Source organism: Kitasatospora viridis (assembly GCF_007829815.1).
GTDB classification, from domain to species: domain Bacteria; phylum Actinomycetota; class Actinomycetes; order Streptomycetales; family Streptomycetaceae; genus Kitasatospora; species Kitasatospora viridis.
The window spans coordinates 60,330-75,494 of record NZ_VIWT01000009.1; the positions used below are offsets into that span (position 1 = coordinate 60,330).

The window sequence follows — 15,165 nt, forward strand, 5'->3', positions numbered from 1 at the left end:
TCACCGCCACTCGTCCGGCGCGGGCACGGCGCCGACCGGCACGTCGAGAACCGGCGGTCGGTGCGCGCCCGGGCACGGGCCGGAGCGCAGGTGGCGCTCGACGTCCCCGGCGAAGGTGTGCAGCGCGGTTGCGGCCAGCCGGGCCGCGCCGTCCGGGTGGCGGCAGGCGCCGCGGCCGGCCAGCAGCCCGACCCGTCGCTCCAGCCGCGCCGCGACCGCCGGGTCCGGCCGGCCGGCGGCGAGCGCGGCGAAGTCCTCCGCCACGGCCGGCAGCCCGAACCGGCACGGGCCGCACTGCTGCGCGCCGTTGCGGGCCAGGAAGGCCAGCACCGCCGCCGTCTCCGCGAGCCCGCAGGCCTGCTCGGGCAGCGCGACCAGCACCCCGGCCCCGGGGCCCGCGCCGAGCGCCGCCAACTCTGCCTTGGTGAACCGGACGTCCAGCGCGCCGGGTGGCAGCCAGCTGCCGAAGAACCCGCCCACCAGGACGCCCGACAGCGGCTCGCTCGGCCCGCCCCCGAGATCCAGCAGCTCGCGCAGTCGGCTGCCCAGCGGCGCCTCGTAGACGCCGGGCCCGGGCACCGCCCCGCTCAGCGTCACCAGCGTGGTGCCGGGCGCGTCGGGCGCACCCGCCGCGCGGTACCAGGCGGCGCCGTACCGCGCGATCAGGGCCAGGTGGGCCAGCGTCTCGACGTTGTCCACCAGGGTCGGGCGCCGTCCCACGCCCCGCTCGAACGGGCGCGGCGGCGTCGCGGTCGGCCGGGCGTCGCCGCCGTTCAACCAGCTGACCAGGGCGCTCTCCTCGCTGGACACGTAGTGGTGCGGCAGCTCGTGCAGCCGCACCGGCACCGGGTCGAGGCCGTGCCGGGCTCGCTCGGCCAGCGTGGCGCGCAGCTCGGCCGCCTGCTCGGTGCGAGGCCGGGCCACGCACAGGTGGGCCTCCCGGGCGCCGACCGCGCGGGCGGCCAGCGCGATGCCGTCCAGCACCAAGTGCGGGGCGAGTTGGAGGAGCGTGCGGTCCTTGGCACTGGCCGGCTCGCTCTCCATGCCGTTGGCGACCACCACCGGCGCGCCCCGGCCGGCGGCCACCGCGCGCAGCTTGCGGCCGGTCGGGAACGCCGCCCCGCCGCGGCCGGTCAGTCCGGCCTCCTCGACCGCCCGGAGCAGCGCCTCGGCCGGGTGCTCCGGGGGCGGGCCGTACCGGTCCAGGTGGTCGGCGAGGCCGGCGGCCCGGCCGGTGGCGAACCAGCCGGCCAGCAGCCGGGTCCCGAACGGCCCGGGCAGCGAGCCGTCCGTGAGGCGCACGGTCTCGATGGTCATCCGCGTGCTCCCTCAGTGACGGTGATGATCGGGGCGGGTGCGTCTGCGCGGTGCGACCAGCCGGGGGCCAGCGGTCCCAGGTGCAGGAAGCCGATCAGCACCGCCGGCACCGCGAGCGCGGCCAGCCCGGCGCCCAGGCGCAGCACGGCCCGCCCGGGGCCGGCCCGCACCAGCCGCCACCAGACGGCCGCCAGCACGGCCAGCAGGCAGGCCGCGTAGATCGCCAGCTGGTACGGGGCCCGGGTGTCGGTCCCGGTGCCGGCGGCGTGGAAGAGCGCGATGGGCCAGCAGGCGTAGGCCAGCCAGTGCACCGCCTTCCACCGGCGCTGCCCCAGCCGCATCCGCACCCCGGTGGTCGCACTGGTCAGCGCGACCGCCAGCAGCAGGTCGAAGGCCACCGTGCCGAGCCCCAGCCAGAGCGTGCGGTAGGAGGCCGCGAACGGCACCACGGTGATCCACCAGCCCAGGTGCACGAAGGTGTCCAGCACGGCGGTGACGATGTGCAGGGCCAGGAAGACCAGGGTCAGCACCGCCAGGTTGCGGTGCAGCGCGGTGAGTTCGAACCGGGCCAGCCGCCGGGGCAGGTAGCGGCCCCCGACCGCGATGCCCAGCGCGACGGTGGCGGTGAGCAGCACGAGCGCGACGGTGCCGCCGGCCCGGGTGGCGTACCAGAGCGGGCTGGGGGCACTGGCGAGCAGGGCGGAGGTCATGCGGCACCTCGCTGGGTGGGGGAGTCCTGGGGCCAGCCGCCGAGCCGGGTCACCGTGCCGTCGAGTGCGGTGAGCCGGGCGGGCAGGTTCAAGTGGCGCAGCATCGCCGGCGCCCCGGGGCCGGCGACGATCGCCGCGGTGGCGGCCGTGTTGGCGTCCGCACAGCTCGCGGCCGCCACGCTGACGGTCCGCCAGCACCCGGGCGGATTGCCCCCGGTGCGCGGATCGACGATGTGGTGCAGCTGCCGGCCGGCCCGCCGCCAGGTGCGTACGGTGGTGCCGGAGGTGGCCAGCCCGCCGCCGCGGATGGCGATCACCGGGGCGTCCGGCGGCGCGGCGCGGTGGTCCTCGGCCAGCGCGATCCGCCAGCCGCCCGCCGGGACCTCGCCCGCGACGGCCAGGTCCCCGCCGAGGTTGACCAGCACGCCGCAGCCAACGGCCTCGGCGAGCAGGCGCGCGGTGCGGTCGGCCGCCCACGCCTTCGCGGTGGCGCCGAGGTCCAGGGTGGTCCCGGCCGGCAGGCGGAGCAGGCGGGTCTGCGGGTCCCAGTCGACCCGGTGGTGGCCGGGCGCGGGGGCGGTGACCGGCGGCCCGAGCTGCTCGGGCCGCAGCGCGGCGAAGCTGCGCTCGTGGAAGCTGCGCTCGTGGAAGTTGTGGTCGTGGAAGCTGCGGTCGTAGCCGAGCCCGCGGACCGCCGTGCCGACCGTGGGGTCGACCAGGCCGCCGCTGCTCTCGGCCGCCCGCCAGGCGACCTCCAGCGCCTCGGCGAGCAGCGGGCCGACCCGGATCACGGTGCCGGGGGAGGCGTTGGCCCGGGACAGTTCGGAGTCCGGCCGGAACCGGCTGCACGCGGCGTCGATCGCGGCCAGCTCGGCCCGCAGCAGCCGCAGCGCCCGCACGAGCCGGTCCGGTTCGGTGACCACCAGGTGCGCCGTGGTCCCGAAGACCTCGAACCGCGCCTGCCCGGTCACGATCCCCCGTGGTGGTGTGGGTCGGCTGCGGCACCGGCGTGGGCGGCGGCGCCACCGGCTGCGGCACGACGGGCTGCGGGACAGGTACGGGTGCGGCGCTGGTGGGCGCCGGCACGGGTACGGGTACCGGGGCAGCCGTGCTGGGCACCGGAACGGGCACCGGCCGAGGGCGCGCAGGGGTGCTGCTCGGGCGTGGCGCGGGGACCGGTGCACGTGTGGGCGTCGGCGTCGGCGAGGGGGCGGCCTGAGTCGGCGTCGGGGTCGGTGTGGGGGTCGGCGTCGGCACCGGGGTTGGTGTCGAGACGGGCGTCGGTACCGGCGGCGGGCTCGACGGCGCCGCCGGCCGCGCGCCGCCGCCGGCTGGGCCGCCGCTCGCCGCCTGCGCGTACCCGGTGGCCAGCGCCACCGAGCCGGCGGCGGCCGCCACGGCCACCCAGCGGGTCGTCGCCCCCACCCGGCGGACCGAGCGGTTCCGGCGGTGCAGGTGGGACCGCAGGTCGGGGTGCTGCTCGGACTGCTCCATGCCGGCTCCTGACCCTGGTCGCTGCGCTGAGTCGCTGTTCTGACCGTCCAGGGTGCGACGCAGAGCGTCGGATTCCGGTTCAGGAAGTCCTAAGAACTGGCAAGGGCCGGGCCCGCCCACCTGGCCGGGCGCTTGGCCCGCAAGGTCACGGCTGCTGCCGCCGCCCGCGGCGCGGCGTGCGGCCGTTCGGGGCGGCGGGCAGCTGCAGGCGGACCGTCAGCCCGCCGCCCGGGGTCGGCTCCAGGGCGACCTGGCCGCCGCCGGCCGTCACCAGGCGGTGCACGATGGCCAGGCCCAGGCCGGTGCCGCCCGGGCTGCCGGTGTCGAAGCGGCGGAAGGCGCGGTCGCGGGCTTCCTGGTCCATGCCCGGGCCGTTGTCCGCGACCGAGAGCAGTACCGCGTCCTGCTCCGGGGCGCGGCGGGTGAGCACCTCGATCCGGCCGCCCTGGGGCACCGCGTCCAGTGCGTTGGCGAACAGGTTGTCCAGCACCTGCTCCAGGTCCCCGGCGGCGAGCTGGGCCGTCAGGTCGGCGGGGCCGCGCGCCGAGAGCCGCACGCCGCGCTCCTCGGCGAGCGGCTCCCAGGCGGCGATCCGCTCCGCCACCACCTCGCCGACGGCGACCGGGGTGGTCCGGGGGACCGAGTGCTCCGCCCGGGCGACCGCGAGCAGGCCGTCCACCAGGCGGGAGAGCCGGGCCACCTCGTGCTGCGCGCCGGCGAGTTCCTGGGCGGTGTCGCCCTGCGCATCCGCCGTCAGCAGGTCCAGCCGCAGCCGCAGCGCGGTCAGCGGCGTGCGCAGCTGGTGCGAGACGTCGGCGATCACCGCGCGGTGACCGTGGATCAGGTTCTCGGTCCGGGCGGCCATCGCGTTGAAGGTGGCCGCCACCCGCCGCACCTCCGGCGGGCCCTGGCCCACCGGTGCGCGGGCGGCCAGCTCGCCCTCGCCGAGCCGTGCGGCGGCGGTGTCCAGCTCGGCCAGCGGCCGGCCGACCCAGCGGGCCAGCTGCACCGCGACCAGCACGGAGGCGGCCAGCGCGCCCAGTCCGCACACGGCCAGCCAGGTCCAGATGGTGATCAGCCGGTCGTCCAGGTCGGCGGTCGAGCGGGAGAGCACCAGCGCGCCGGAGGCGGGGACGGCGTCGCCGACGGGCACCACCAGCGTCAACCGGTCGTCCTGGCGCAGGGACTGCTGCTGCCCACTGGCCGTCACCTGGGCGACCGCGTCCGCCGGCACCGCCGCCGGGCGGCACGGGGTGGCCAGCACCTGGGCACCGTGCGCGTCGTAGAGCTGCGCGCAGCTGCCGTGCTCGGCGGCCCGGGCGAGCTGCTCGGCGGCGTCGGCGTCGCTGCGGCCGTCGGAGAGGTGCTCCTCGGCCGCCGCGGCGATCGACCGGGCGGTGGCCGCGGTCTGCTCGCGGAAGGAGTCGCTCTCCCGGTCGGTCATGGTGATGCCGAGCGGCACCACGGCGAGCACCAGCAGCGCGCTCACCAGCGCGAGCACGCTCAGCGCGATCCGCCGGGTCACGGGGTGGGGCCCGCGGGGTGGTCGGTGCCGGTCAGGGTGGCCGGGTCGGCGAGCCGGAAGCCGCGGCCGTAGACGGTCTCGATCAGCCCGTCCACGGCCAGCTTGCGCCGCAGCGCCGCCATGTGGACGTCGAGCACCTTGGTGGGCCCGTACCAGTGCGCGTCCCAGGCGCGCTCCAGGATCTCCTGACGGGTCACCACCCGGCCCGGATCGACGGCCAGGCAGTGCAGGATGTCGAACTCCTTGGGGGTCAGCGCGATCTCCCGCCCGTGCACCGCGACCCGGTGGGTGCGCGGGTCGAGGGTGAGCGGGCCGTGCACCAGCAGCTCGGCGGCGGTCGGCCGGGTGCGCCGCAGCACGGCGCGCAGCCGGGCCAGCAGTTCGGCCAGCCCGAACGGCTTGACCAGGTAGTCGTCGGCGCCCTCGTCGAGCGCCGCGACCCGGTCGGCCTCCTCGCCGCGCGCGGTCACCACGATGATCGCGGCGTCCGACTCGCGGCGCAGCCGTCGGCAGACCTCCACCCCGTCCAGGTCCGGCAGGCCGAGGTCGAGCAGCACCACGTCGGGCACCGGCCGGGTGCGCAGCGCCTCCGTCCCGGTCGCCGCGTGGCGGACCGCGTAGCCCTCCCGGGCCAGGCCCCGGCCGAGCGAGGCGGCGATCCCCTCGTCGTCCTCCACCACGAGCACGGAGAGCGGTGCGGGGGTTGCCGGGGCTTCGGGGACCTGTGCCATTGCCCCAGCGTAGAGCGCCGGGGGCCGCCGGACGGCGCAGGGGGCGCGGGCGTCCGCACCAGGTCCGCGCGGGCAGCCGCTCCAGGTCCGCGCGGGCATCTCCGCTGGCGCAGCCCGGGCGTCCACACCAGATCTGAAGGTGGGCTGTACCGTCCTTTGACGGACCGGCGGGCAGGCTGGAGGCGATCAGCGTTCCGCGCGCTCCGGCAAGGAGGCCGCCATGACCGCAGCGACGCCGCCGCTCCCGCCCTCGCGCCGCCCCTCGGAGGCCGCCCGGCGCCGCGGCGCCGGGCTGCTCCGGATCCGCGCCGCCACCCGCTGGACGCTCGTCGGCTCGACGGTGTCGGCGGTGCTGCTGGGCCCCGGCTACGCGCACGCGCTGCCGCACCTGCCGGCCGCCATCACGCACCCGGGCTCGGACGGCGGCGGGTCGGGCACCGGAACCGGAACCGGCTCGGGCGTCCAGCCGCCGTCCGTCCCCGGTGACGGCGCCCCCGCGCACACCAGGACCGGCGCCTCCTGACGCTACGTCAGCGGAATGCCGCCAGGTGCTCGCGCAGGAACGCCTCCAGGGTCCGTGCCGGGCGGCCGGTGAGCCGTTCGGCGGTGTCGTCGGGCACCTCCGGGCGGAGCACGGCGAGCCGCTGGATCTCCACGACGTGGGCGGCCAGCCAGTCGGGCAGGCCGCCCCGCCCGACCAGGTGGGCGCGGAACGCCGCCGGCGGCAGGTCCAGGCAGGGCACCGGGCGGCCGAGCAGTTCGCCGAGCAGCGCGGCGAGTTCGGGGTTGCCGTAGGCCCGTCCGCCGGTCAGCGGATGGGTGCCGCCGGCCGGGGCGCGTCCGGTGAGCAGGGCCGCGGCCACGTCGCCGACGTCCCGGCAGTCGACGTAGTTGCGGCGGGCCGCGCCCAGCGATCCGACCACGGGGGCGCCGGCGGCGACGCCGGGGCCGAGCAGCAGCAGCTTCTGCATGAACGCGTAGGGGCGCAGCACGCTCGCCGTGACGCCGGAGGCTCGCAGGTGCTGCTCGATCCGGTGGTGACCGCGTGACACGGCGACGGGGGAGTCGGGCTCGGCGGCCGGCGCCGAGATCTTGACGATGTGTTCGACACCGGCGGCCACCGCCTGGTCGACGGCGCACAGCTCGCGCTCCACCTGCCGCGGCCCGTTGGCCATGGTCAGGAAGAGCTGCCGGGCGTCCTGGCAGGCGGCCCGCAGTGACCGGGGATCGTCCGCGTCGGCGGCCACCGCCCGGACCAGGCGGCGGGTGGCCGGGTCGAGGCCGGCCGCCAGCCGGGCCGGGTCGCGGGTGACGGCGCGGACGGGCACGCCGACTGCGGTCAGGCTGCGCAGGGTGGCGCCGCCGGTGGCGCCGGAAGCGCCCAGGATGACGATCATGGTGGGGGTCCTTTCGAGGACGGGGCGGGGGAGGGCGGGTCAGGAGTGCCGGCGGGTGCCGCGCCAGCGCCAGGTGGTGATCACGGCGGCGACGGCGGCGGAGACCGGCAGGTCCAGGCGGAGCCGGCCGGGCCAGGGGCTGTCGGCCAGCGCGGGTATCAGGGGCAGCCAGCGGGCGCCCGCGCTGCCGAGCAGCAGTGCGAGTGCGGCGGCGCCGAGTCCGGAGCCGACCGACAGCACGGCGCGCGGCACCCGGACCGTCCATGACCGGTCGGGTCGGTGCCGCAGCCGTGCGCCGATCAGGGCGGCGACCAGGGCCGAGGTGCCGGCGATGGTGGTGAGGGCGGCGGCCAGCAACTGGGGTCGGCCGGTGGCGAGGCCGCCGGCGCCGGCGGTTGCGGCGGGCATCGCGTAGGCGACCAGCACCTCGCGCCAGAGGACGAAGGGGGGTGGGGCGGCGGCGCCGCGCTTCCTGGGCATGGGTTCTCCTGTCGGGAAAGTGATTAGGTAGCTAACTATTAATGCTTAGGTGCCTAACTACATGGGCATGGCGCGGGACGGAGATCCGTCCCGGGCTGGTCCCTGGATCGGCTCCCGGTCAGTCCTCGGTCAGCGCGTCCATGCCGGCGACCACTCGGGCGAGCAGGTCCAGGAAGACCGTGCGCTCCTCGGTCGAGAGGCCGCCGACCATGGCCTGCATCCGGCGGTAGTGCTCGGGCGCCAGCTCGCGCAGGCGGTCCGCGCCGCGCGCGGTCAGCACCACCACGTTGCCCCGGCCGTCCTCGACCGCCGCGCGCCGGGCGACCAGCCCCTCTCGCTCCAGTCCGTCCACCAGGCCGGTCACGGTCGCCCGGGAGACCCCGAGGCTCGCGGCCAGGTGGGAGGGCGACTTCTCGCCGCCGTGGTCCTCCAGGTCGGCGAGCAGCCGGTAGCGGCCGGTGGACAGGCCGAACCGGGCGAAGTGCGCCTCGCCGGCCTGGCCGAGGCGGCTGCCGGCCGCCATCAGCCGGGCCGCGACCAGGACCGCCTGCGGATCGGCGGCCAGTCCGTACCGGGCGATCTGTCGGCGGGCCTGGTCAAGCGAAGGGGCGCCGTGGCCCGGGTCCTGCGGAGTCATGGAAGTAATATGGCGCCTAATCAGTTGCCCGTCAAACCTCCTTGCCGGGGTGGCACGGCGTCAGGCGGCGGGCCCGGTCGGCGCGATCGTGCCGCGGGCCGCGGGGGTTCGGCGTGCGCGGCGCGCAGCCCCGCCGCCACCTCCGCCACTGCCACCGGCCGCCCGCTCGATGTCGCCGACCTGATCGACGCCGCGGCCCGCCCGTCGGCCCCCTGGGCCCGAGCCCGCCCCGCCGGGCCGCAACGGCGAAGCGCCCGCACCCCGGCCGGAGCCGGGGCACGGGCGCGATCCCGCTACGGTTGCCGTTGCCGTTGCCGTGCGCGGGAGTTCACAGCACGTCGGCCAGGAACTGCCGCAGCCGCGGGCTCTCCGGCGCCTCGAAGAACTGCTCCGGCGGGCCGGACTCCAGCACCGTGCCGCGGTCCATGAAGGCGACCCGGTCGGCCGCCTCCCGGGCGAACCGCATCTCGTGGGTGACCACCACCATGGTCATGCCCTGCTCGCCGAGGTCCGCCATCAACCCCAGGACGCCCTTCACCAGTTCGGGGTCGAGCGCGGAGGTCGCCTCGTCGAAGAGCATCACCTGCGGCGCGAGCGCCAGCGCCCGGGCGATCGCCACCCGCTGCTGCTGGCCGCCCGACAGCCGCCCGGGCCGCGCCCCGGCCTTGTGCCGCAGCCCGACCAGGTCGAGCTGCTGCCGGGCCGCCTCGACCGCCGCCTCCCGGGAGAGCCCGCGCAGCCGGCGCAGCGGCAGGGTCAGGTTGCGCTCCACGCTCAGGTGCGGGAAGAGGTTGAACTGCTGGAACACCATGCCGATCTGACGGCGCAACAGATTCGGATCGCGGGTCAGCACGCTCTCGCCGTCCAGCAGCACGTCGCCGCGGTCGGGTTCGAGCAGCCGGTTCACGGTCCGCAGCAGGGTGGACTTCCCGGAGCCGGACGGCCCGATCACGCAGAGCGTCTCGCCGCGCGGCACCTCGATGCTCACCCCGCGCAGCACGGGGTTGCCGCCGAGCGACAGGTGGACGTCCCGGGTGGCCAGGCTGACCGGGGAGAACTGCTCAGGCATGGGTGGCCCCCTCAACTGCGGTGTCCTGAAAGGCGGCTGGCTGTTCGGCCGGTTCCTCCACCACCTGCCGCCCGGTCCGCAGCCGCCGGTCCACCACGTTGACCAGGTGGGTGAGCGGCACGGTGAGCAGCAGGTAGAACAGGCCCGCCAGGACCAGCGCGGACTCGTTGCCGGTGTTCGCGGCGGCGTCCTGGCCGATCCGGAACAGGTCGCGCTGACCCGCCGTCAGGCCGAGGAAGTAGATCAGGCTGGAGTCCTTGACCAGCGAGATCAGCTGGTTCACCCAGGCGGGCAGCACCCGGCGCACGCCCTGCGGGATCACCACCAGCCGCATCGCCGCCGACTGCGAGAAGCCGAGCGCCCGCGCGGCCTCCAGCTGGCCGGCCTCCACGCTCTGGATGCCGGAGCGGAAGATCTCGCCGAAGTAGGCGGCGGCGATCAGCGAGAGCGCCACGATGCCCAGCGGGTACGGGTCCGGGCCCCAGATCTCCAGGCCCTGGGGCGCCAGGCCGACCCCGATCAGCAGGATGGTCACCGCGGCGGGCAGGCCGCGGAACACATCGGTGTAGACCCGGGCCGGCCAGCGCAGCCAGCGGGTCCGGGCCGTCCCGGCCACCGCCAGCGGCAGCCCGAGCAGGGTGCCGGCGGCGGCCGAGGAGGCGGCCAGGACCAGCGTGTTCGGCACGCCGGTCGTCAGCAGGTCGGAGATCGCGGAGCGCATCGATCCCCAGTCGAAGAAGGTCTCCACCAGCGTGCTGAACTGGCTCACGTCGTCCTCCGGTTGATGGTTCGTTGGAAAGGACGGCGGATCAGGGCGAGGCGGTGGCGCCGGTCACCGGCGGGAAGGCCACCGAGCCGCTGCCGGGCTTGAAGTCGGCGGGCACCGCCCGGCCCGGGTAGTACTGCTCCTGCAGCTTGGTCCAGGTGCCGTCCTGGATCACCTCGTCCAGCGCCTTGTTGAGCGCGTCCTGCAGCTTGGGCCGGTCGTGCGCCACGGCGAACGCGGTGGGCGCCGAGCTGAGCTGCTTCTGCGCCAGCACCACCTTGCCGCCGCTGTCCGCCGCGCTCTGCTCGCCGATCTCGGCCGGCGAGATCCAGGCCTGAGCCGTACCCGACTTCAGCTGGTTGAGCGCGCTGTTGTAGTCCGGCACCCGCACCGGGTTCAGGTTGTTCTTGGTCGCGTAGTCGTCCTGCACGGTGCCCTGGACCACCACCACGCGCTTGCCGGAGAGCTGGTCGAAGCTCTTGATCGGTGAGCCGGCCGGCACGTCGAGGCCGAAGTAGCCGAAGTCGTAGCCGTTGGTGAAGCCCACCGTCTTCTTCCGGGCCTCGGTCACCGTGATCGACGAACTCCCCACGTCGAACTTGTGGTTGGCCACCTGGGAGAGCAGCGCGGAGAAGTCCGTCGAGGCGAACTGCACCTTCAGCCCGGCCTTCGCGGCGACCGCGGTGAACAGGTCGTTGTCGAAGCCGGTGAACTTGCCGTCCTTCAGGTAGACGTTCGGCGGGGCGTCGGAGAGCGTGCCGACGTGTATCGTCCCCGCCTCGATCAGCTGGTACGGGTTGCCGGCGGCCGAGTTGGACGATCCGCCGCCGCACGCGGCGAGCGAGACCACGGCGGCGAGGGCGGTGAAAGCGGACATGACGAGGCGCGAGCGCACGTAAGGCTCCTGAGGGATCGTGAGGAGGCACGCACGGCGCAGCCCATGCCGACCGGGCCCGCGCCCGGTGGGGCACGAACCGTCGGCATCAGCGAACTGCCGTGTGCGAAAGGGGTGGAGAAGAAATCACAAGGAAGCGGGCCCGAACCGGGCCCGCGTGGAGAACCCCGCCTGGCACCCGAGGGCGCCGGCCTGAAAAGGGGTCAGCGGCTGGCGCGACAGCTCATCGCCGTCACGCGGCGCAGGTCGATGTGCCTGCGGGAAACCAGAAAACCAGCCATGCGGGCACTATGCGTGCCGGGCCGCCCGGGAGTCAAATCCGCCCAGCTCAGCGCGGTGGCCGGCGTGGCCCGTCCGCCAGGGCCACTCCTTGCTCACCTCTCCCGAACCGCTCCCCGAACCGCTCCCTGAACCGTTCCCCGGACCGTGCCGGCGGCGGTCCACTGCCCACGGTATGACACAGGGTCAGCATCCGCCACGCAGCGTTGCCGGGCGGAAGGATCCGTTTTACGCTGTTTCTGGCGGTCCGTGCCAGTTCGCGCTGGTCCGGCGCCCCATCTGACGCACCCTCACCGAGCACCCCTGGAGCGCCGCATGACAGGCCTGCCCGAGCCGATCGCCGACGACGCCCGGCGGGCGCTCGAACAGGAACTCGCCCAGCTGCGCGCCGAGCGCGCCGCCGTCGGCAGCACGCTGCGCGGCCACGACGCGGACGAGGTCGGCGACCAGGCCGACCAGGCCGACGAGCTGCAGCGGGCCGACCAGGCCAACCGGCTCGACCGACGGATCGCCGAACTCCAGGTCCGGCTGGAGCAGGCCGCCGTCGCCGGACCGCCGCGCACCGACGCGATCGGCGTCGGCACCTCGCTCACGGTGCGCTTCGACGACGGGACCACCCGGTCCGTGCAGATCGGCGAGCTGGCGAACGAGCTCGACGACTCCCTGGTCACCTCCGACAGCCCGCTCGGGCTGGCGCTGCTCGGCCACCGGGCCGGCGACACGGTCCGGTACACCACCCCTGTCGGCAACGCGGCGGCCGAGGTGCTCTCGATCGACTCCTAGGTCGGCCGGGCCAGGCAGCACACGTCCGCCCCACCGGGCCGGCTCCATGCGGGGAGCCGGCCCGGTGGGGCGGGGTGGGTCGTGTCGAAGCAGGCCGCCTTACATGTCGTCAGTGAGGTCGCCCAACCCGCGGGGCTGGGAGAAGTAGGCGGGGGCGCCGTAGCCGTTCGCCGGGTCGGTGCTGCCGGGCTCGTCGCTGTTCAGGCCCTGGTAGCCGTCCAGGGTGCTGTAGCTCCCGGACAGCTTGGTCACGGTGATGGTGTGGGTGCCGACCGGCAGCCCGGTCGTGGTGTAGACGGGGACGTCGGAGTGCCGCCGGCCGTCGGCGGGCACGGTGTCGACCACGGTCGGCGTGCCGCCGTCGACGCTGACGCCGATGGTGCCCTGGTCGGTGTTCTGCTCGCCGAACACCTGGACGCCGGTGCCGCTGAAGGAGAAGACCGCGGTGGAGCCGTTGGCCTTGGCGTAGTGGACGTCGTCGTTCAGATCGCCGAGGTTGCGGGCGCTGGAGAGGGCGTAGCCGCTGTAGGTGATGGACGGGTCGGTGTCGTCGATCCGCGTGGCCCCGGCGGGCAGCCCGACGGCGATGTCGGAGGCCTGCGTCCCCGAGGGGACCGGCACGGTCAGGAATCCGCCGGACAGGTAGCGCACACCGCCGGCCGGAACGCCCTTGACGGACACCGGGATGCCGGGGGTGAAACCGGAGCCGTCGAGCAGGGCCTGGCCGTTCTTGGAGAAGCCGATGTACTCGACCGTGGCGGGCAGTGCGGTCTCCACGTACTGGTACTGCGCGGTCGGTCCGGCGTCGGCCAGCACGCCGGCCGGCAGGTCGGCCGGGCCCGGGTCGCCCGGAATGGTGGTGTTGTCGTGGTAGGTGGGTGCGCTTCCGCAGCTTCCGTCCCCGCGGTTGGCGGCCCAGTTGCCGGTGAAGCTCACCCGGGAGGTCCGGGGGGTCGGCCAGTTGCAGGAGAACGAGTACCGGTTGTGGAACTCGATGTTGCCGGACATCATGATCCACTGCGATCCGACGTCGGGAGCGGTGGCGTAGCCGCCGTGCCCCAGGTCGAGCACGTTGCCGGTGATGCTCAGCCCGCCGGCGTAGGAGGCGGTGGCGTTCACCGAGCCGTCGCTGTTCAGAACGGTCGGGCCCTGGTGCCCTTCGGTGTAGATCGGGCCGCCGTCACCCCGGTACACCTGCATGGTGCTGTGGATGTGGTTGTTGCTGATGGTGTTGTAGGCGTTGATGTTGCTGGTGGTCTGGTCGTTGCGGGTCGGGCCCTTGAAGACACTGTCGACGTGGCCCTGCCAGGCTCCGGAGGTGATGCCGTCGTAGGGCATGTCGGAGATGTCGTTGTGGCTGATCGTGGTGTGCCGGGTGAACATCATGGTGATGCCGACCGTGCCGAGGTAGTCGTATCCGGCGTGGTGGAGCACGTTGTTGTCCACGGTGTTGCCGGTCATGATCTCGTTCACGCCACCGGCACCGAGCTGGTCGTGCGCCGAGGCGACCGGGTCGGCCGAGCAGTCCTGCACGACGGCGGAGGCCGGGTCGTCGCTGCTGCCGGGGGTCGGGTCGCCGGCGCAGCCCAGCCAGATCGCTGCTGCGCCGATCTGGTCGAAGACGCTGCCGCGCACGGTGTCGTCGTCGCTGCCGTACTTCATGCCCAGCGCGGTGCCGCCCAGGTCCTCGAACCTGTCCGAGAGGAAGGCCACGTTGCGGGCAGCGGTCAACTGGACGTTGGCCAGGGGCTGTCCGAAGGCACCCCAGGGGCACGACCCGGCGGCGGGCTTGGCGAAGCTGCACTCGCCCTGGGTGGCCGGCTGCACCTTGCCGCCGGAGACGGTGTTCGGCTGGTCGACCATCAGTCCGGCCTGGACATCGGCGAATCCGGTCGGGGTGGACGGGGCGTTCCAGGTCGCGGTGGTGAAGCGGAGCCCGGTGAAGGTGAGATCGTGCACGGGCTTGGCCAGCGTGCCGGCCACCGACACCAGCGACTCGACCTGCGGGACCTCGACGTCGAGCGCGGACATCTGCTGCCCGGGTACTGGGTCGTAGTACAGCGTGCTGCTGGAGTCGTCCAGGTACCACTGGCCCGGGTGCAGCCAGGCGCGGGCGTTCTCCAGCAGCGTCGGCGCGGAGTTCGCCAACAGGTTGCGGGGCGTGACGTTGCTGCTGTTGCCCCCATACACGGTGGCCGACTTGTTGGTGAGGTTGTTCCAGCAGGGCTGCGCCATCTTGACCGTGGCGGTACCGGGGCTCGCACCGGCCGCGATGCTGTCGACCGGGCACTCGGAGGAGGCCCAGTCGATCCCCGTCTGCGGTGACCACTCGAACTGGATGTCGTGCACCTGCGCCGCGTTCAGGCCCGAGGCCATGGCGAGCAGCGCGGCGGCGGTGTCCGCGTCCTTGACCTGGAAGCCGGTCGAGTCCGAGGAGTTCAGCGTCCACCCCAGGTCGGCGGGCTTCGTCTGTGCCACCGGGGTGTCCACCCCGTTGATGTAGACCTGCCTGGTGCGGGTGCCGGCCGGCACCTTCGTGGACACCAGGCCGCTGCCCGCCACCGGGGTCCACGCGGTGGCCCGGTAGCCGCCGGAGACCACCGGGTGGGCACCCGGCGCCGCCTGCCACACCACCGGGTGGCCCGGCCGGCCGGAATCGGCGGCGCCGAACGACAGGCCGGTGGTCAGCCGGTACGTCCCGTCGCCGACCAGGACGGTCACGTCGGCGCCCGGCTTGGCGCTCAGGACCTTCTTCACCCGTGCCTGCGCTGCGGACAGGGAACACGGCGCCGACGAGGTGCACGCCGCGTTCGGGTCGGCTGACGGCGAGGTGTAGAACGTCGTGGAGGCGGCCGCCTGGGCCGTTCCCGCGAAGCTCATCCCTCCGATGATTAGTCCAGCTGTGGCGAGAAGACTCCCGCCTCGGAATCGCGTCATGCGAAACCTCTCAGGGTGGGGGATCGAGCGGCTCGGGACCATCGCGATGACAGCGTGTGGGCAAGCCGGCCTGCCATATCGGGCGCTAGCCAAGGACTTTGACGGCTCGTCACTACGATGGGTCGTGACATCGACAGGAATGCAA

The 15,165-nt window shown here is 74.6% G+C and carries 14 protein-coding genes; 2 read left to right on the top strand and 12 right to left on the bottom strand.

Annotated elements, in window-relative coordinates; translation table 11 throughout:
• The 5 genes from FHX73_RS43370 to FHX73_RS43390 form a co-directional block, all read right to left on the bottom strand.
• A complete protein-coding gene (locus FHX73_RS43370) occupies positions 1-1,317 on the bottom strand; it encodes an NADH-ubiquinone oxidoreductase-F iron-sulfur binding region domain-containing protein (protein WP_145911642.1) in 1,317 nt (438 codons plus the stop codon).
• On the bottom strand, positions 1,314-2,027 hold the full coding sequence (locus tag FHX73_RS43375) for a ferric reductase-like transmembrane domain-containing protein (RefSeq protein WP_145911643.1): 714 nt from the start codon (positions 2,025-2,027) through the stop codon (positions 1,314-1,316). The genes FHX73_RS43370 and FHX73_RS43375 overlap by 4 nt, the downstream gene beginning before the upstream one ends.
• On the bottom strand, positions 2,024-2,998 hold the full coding sequence (locus FHX73_RS43380; protein WP_145911644.1) for an FAD:protein FMN transferase: 975 nt from the start codon (positions 2,996-2,998) through the stop codon (positions 2,024-2,026). Before FHX73_RS43380 ends, FHX73_RS43375 begins: the two co-directional genes overlap by 4 nt.
• Before the next feature lie 668 nt (positions 2,999-3,666).
• The gene (locus FHX73_RS43385) at positions 3,667-5,046 is read right to left on the bottom strand and encodes a sensor histidine kinase (protein ID WP_145911645.1); all 1,380 of its coding nucleotides are present in this window, start codon (positions 5,044-5,046) and stop codon (positions 3,667-3,669) included.
• Positions 5,043-5,777 carry a response regulator transcription factor gene (locus FHX73_RS43390; RefSeq protein WP_145911646.1) on the bottom strand — a complete coding sequence of 245 codons (735 nt, stop codon included), beginning with the start codon at positions 5,775-5,777 and terminating at the stop codon, positions 5,043-5,045. Before FHX73_RS43390 ends, FHX73_RS43385 begins: the two co-directional genes overlap by 4 nt.
• Before the next feature lie 220 nt (positions 5,778-5,997).
• Between FHX73_RS43390 and FHX73_RS43395 the strand changes: the two genes are divergently transcribed.
• Positions 5,998-6,300, top strand: a complete 303-nt coding sequence (locus FHX73_RS43395) for a hypothetical protein (RefSeq protein ID WP_145911647.1) — start codon at positions 5,998-6,000, stop codon at positions 6,298-6,300.
• A gap of 7 nt (positions 6,301-6,307) precedes the next feature.
• On the opposite strand, the gene FHX73_RS43400 is transcribed toward FHX73_RS43395, so the two are convergent.
• The 6 genes from FHX73_RS43400 to FHX73_RS43425 all read right to left on the bottom strand — a co-directional run bounded on the left by FHX73_RS43400 (position 6,308) and on the right by FHX73_RS43425 (position 11,021).
• Complete coding sequence (locus tag FHX73_RS43400; protein WP_145911648.1) at positions 6,308-7,174, bottom strand: NmrA family NAD(P)-binding protein; 867 nt, start codon at positions 7,172-7,174, stop codon at positions 6,308-6,310.
• Positions 7,175-7,213: 39 nt separating this feature from the next.
• Complete coding sequence (locus FHX73_RS43405; protein ID WP_145911649.1) at positions 7,214-7,654, bottom strand: hypothetical protein; 441 nt, start codon at positions 7,652-7,654, stop codon at positions 7,214-7,216.
• Between the two features lie 118 nt (positions 7,655-7,772).
• Positions 7,773-8,291, bottom strand: a complete 519-nt coding sequence (locus tag FHX73_RS43410; RefSeq protein WP_145911650.1) for a MarR family winged helix-turn-helix transcriptional regulator — start codon at positions 8,289-8,291, stop codon at positions 7,773-7,775.
• 328 nt (positions 8,292-8,619) lie between these two features.
• Positions 8,620-9,360, bottom strand: a complete 741-nt coding sequence (locus FHX73_RS43415; protein ID WP_145911651.1) for an amino acid ABC transporter ATP-binding protein — start codon at positions 9,358-9,360, stop codon at positions 8,620-8,622.
• Complete coding sequence (locus tag FHX73_RS43420) at positions 9,353-10,129, bottom strand: amino acid ABC transporter permease (protein WP_145911652.1); 777 nt, start codon at positions 10,127-10,129, stop codon at positions 9,353-9,355. The genes FHX73_RS43415 and FHX73_RS43420 overlap by 8 nt, the downstream gene beginning before the upstream one ends.
• 40 nt (positions 10,130-10,169) lie before the next feature.
• Positions 10,170-11,021: an ABC transporter substrate-binding protein gene (locus FHX73_RS43425; RefSeq protein WP_211786523.1), complete on the bottom strand. Its 852-nt coding sequence runs from the start codon at positions 11,019-11,021 to the stop codon at positions 10,170-10,172.
• Positions 11,022-11,615: 594 nt separating this feature from the next.
• Between FHX73_RS43425 and FHX73_RS43430 the strand changes: the two genes are divergently transcribed.
• Positions 11,616-12,083, top strand: coding sequence for a GreA/GreB family elongation factor (locus tag FHX73_RS43430; protein WP_145911653.1), 468 nt, complete (start codon positions 11,616-11,618; stop codon positions 12,081-12,083).
• A 99-nt stretch (positions 12,084-12,182) separates the two neighbouring features.
• Here the strand turns inward: FHX73_RS43430 and FHX73_RS43435 are convergent, their stop codons facing one another.
• Entirely contained in the window at positions 12,183-14,963 is a 2,781-nt protein-coding gene (locus tag FHX73_RS43435; protein ID WP_145911654.1) for a hypothetical protein, read from the bottom strand.
• Positions 14,964-15,165 lie beyond the last annotated feature (202 nt).

Excerpts from the sequence above, each read along its gene's own strand:
- FHX73_RS43395 (WP_145911647.1), top strand. The coding sequence starts at position 5,998 with ATGACCGCAGCGACGCCGCCGCTCCCGCCCTCGCGCCGCCCCTCGGAG.
- FHX73_RS43435 (WP_145911654.1), bottom strand. The coding sequence starts at position 14,963 with ATGAGCTTCGCGGGAACGGCCCAGGCGGCCGCCTCCACGACGTTCTAC.
- FHX73_RS43400 (WP_145911648.1), bottom strand. The coding sequence starts at position 7,174 with ATGATCGTCATCCTGGGCGCTTCCGGCGCCACCGGCGGCGCCACCCTG.
- FHX73_RS43375 (WP_145911643.1), bottom strand. The coding sequence starts at position 2,027 with ATGACCTCCGCCCTGCTCGCCAGTGCCCCCAGCCCGCTCTGGTACGCC.
- FHX73_RS43410 (WP_145911650.1), bottom strand. The coding sequence starts at position 8,291 with ATGACTCCGCAGGACCCGGGCCACGGCGCCCCTTCGCTTGACCAGGCC.
- FHX73_RS43430 (WP_145911653.1), top strand. The coding sequence starts at position 11,616 with ATGACAGGCCTGCCCGAGCCGATCGCCGACGACGCCCGGCGGGCGCTC.
- FHX73_RS43415 (WP_145911651.1), bottom strand. The coding sequence starts at position 9,360 with ATGCCTGAGCAGTTCTCCCCGGTCAGCCTGGCCACCCGGGACGTCCAC.
- FHX73_RS43370 (WP_145911642.1), bottom strand. The coding sequence starts at position 1,317 with ATGACCATCGAGACCGTGCGCCTCACGGACGGCTCGCTGCCCGGGCCG.
- FHX73_RS43405 (WP_145911649.1), bottom strand. The coding sequence starts at position 7,654 with ATGCCCAGGAAGCGCGGCGCCGCCGCCCCACCCCCCTTCGTCCTCTGG.
- FHX73_RS43390 (WP_145911646.1), bottom strand. The coding sequence starts at position 5,777 with ATGGCACAGGTCCCCGAAGCCCCGGCAACCCCCGCACCGCTCTCCGTG.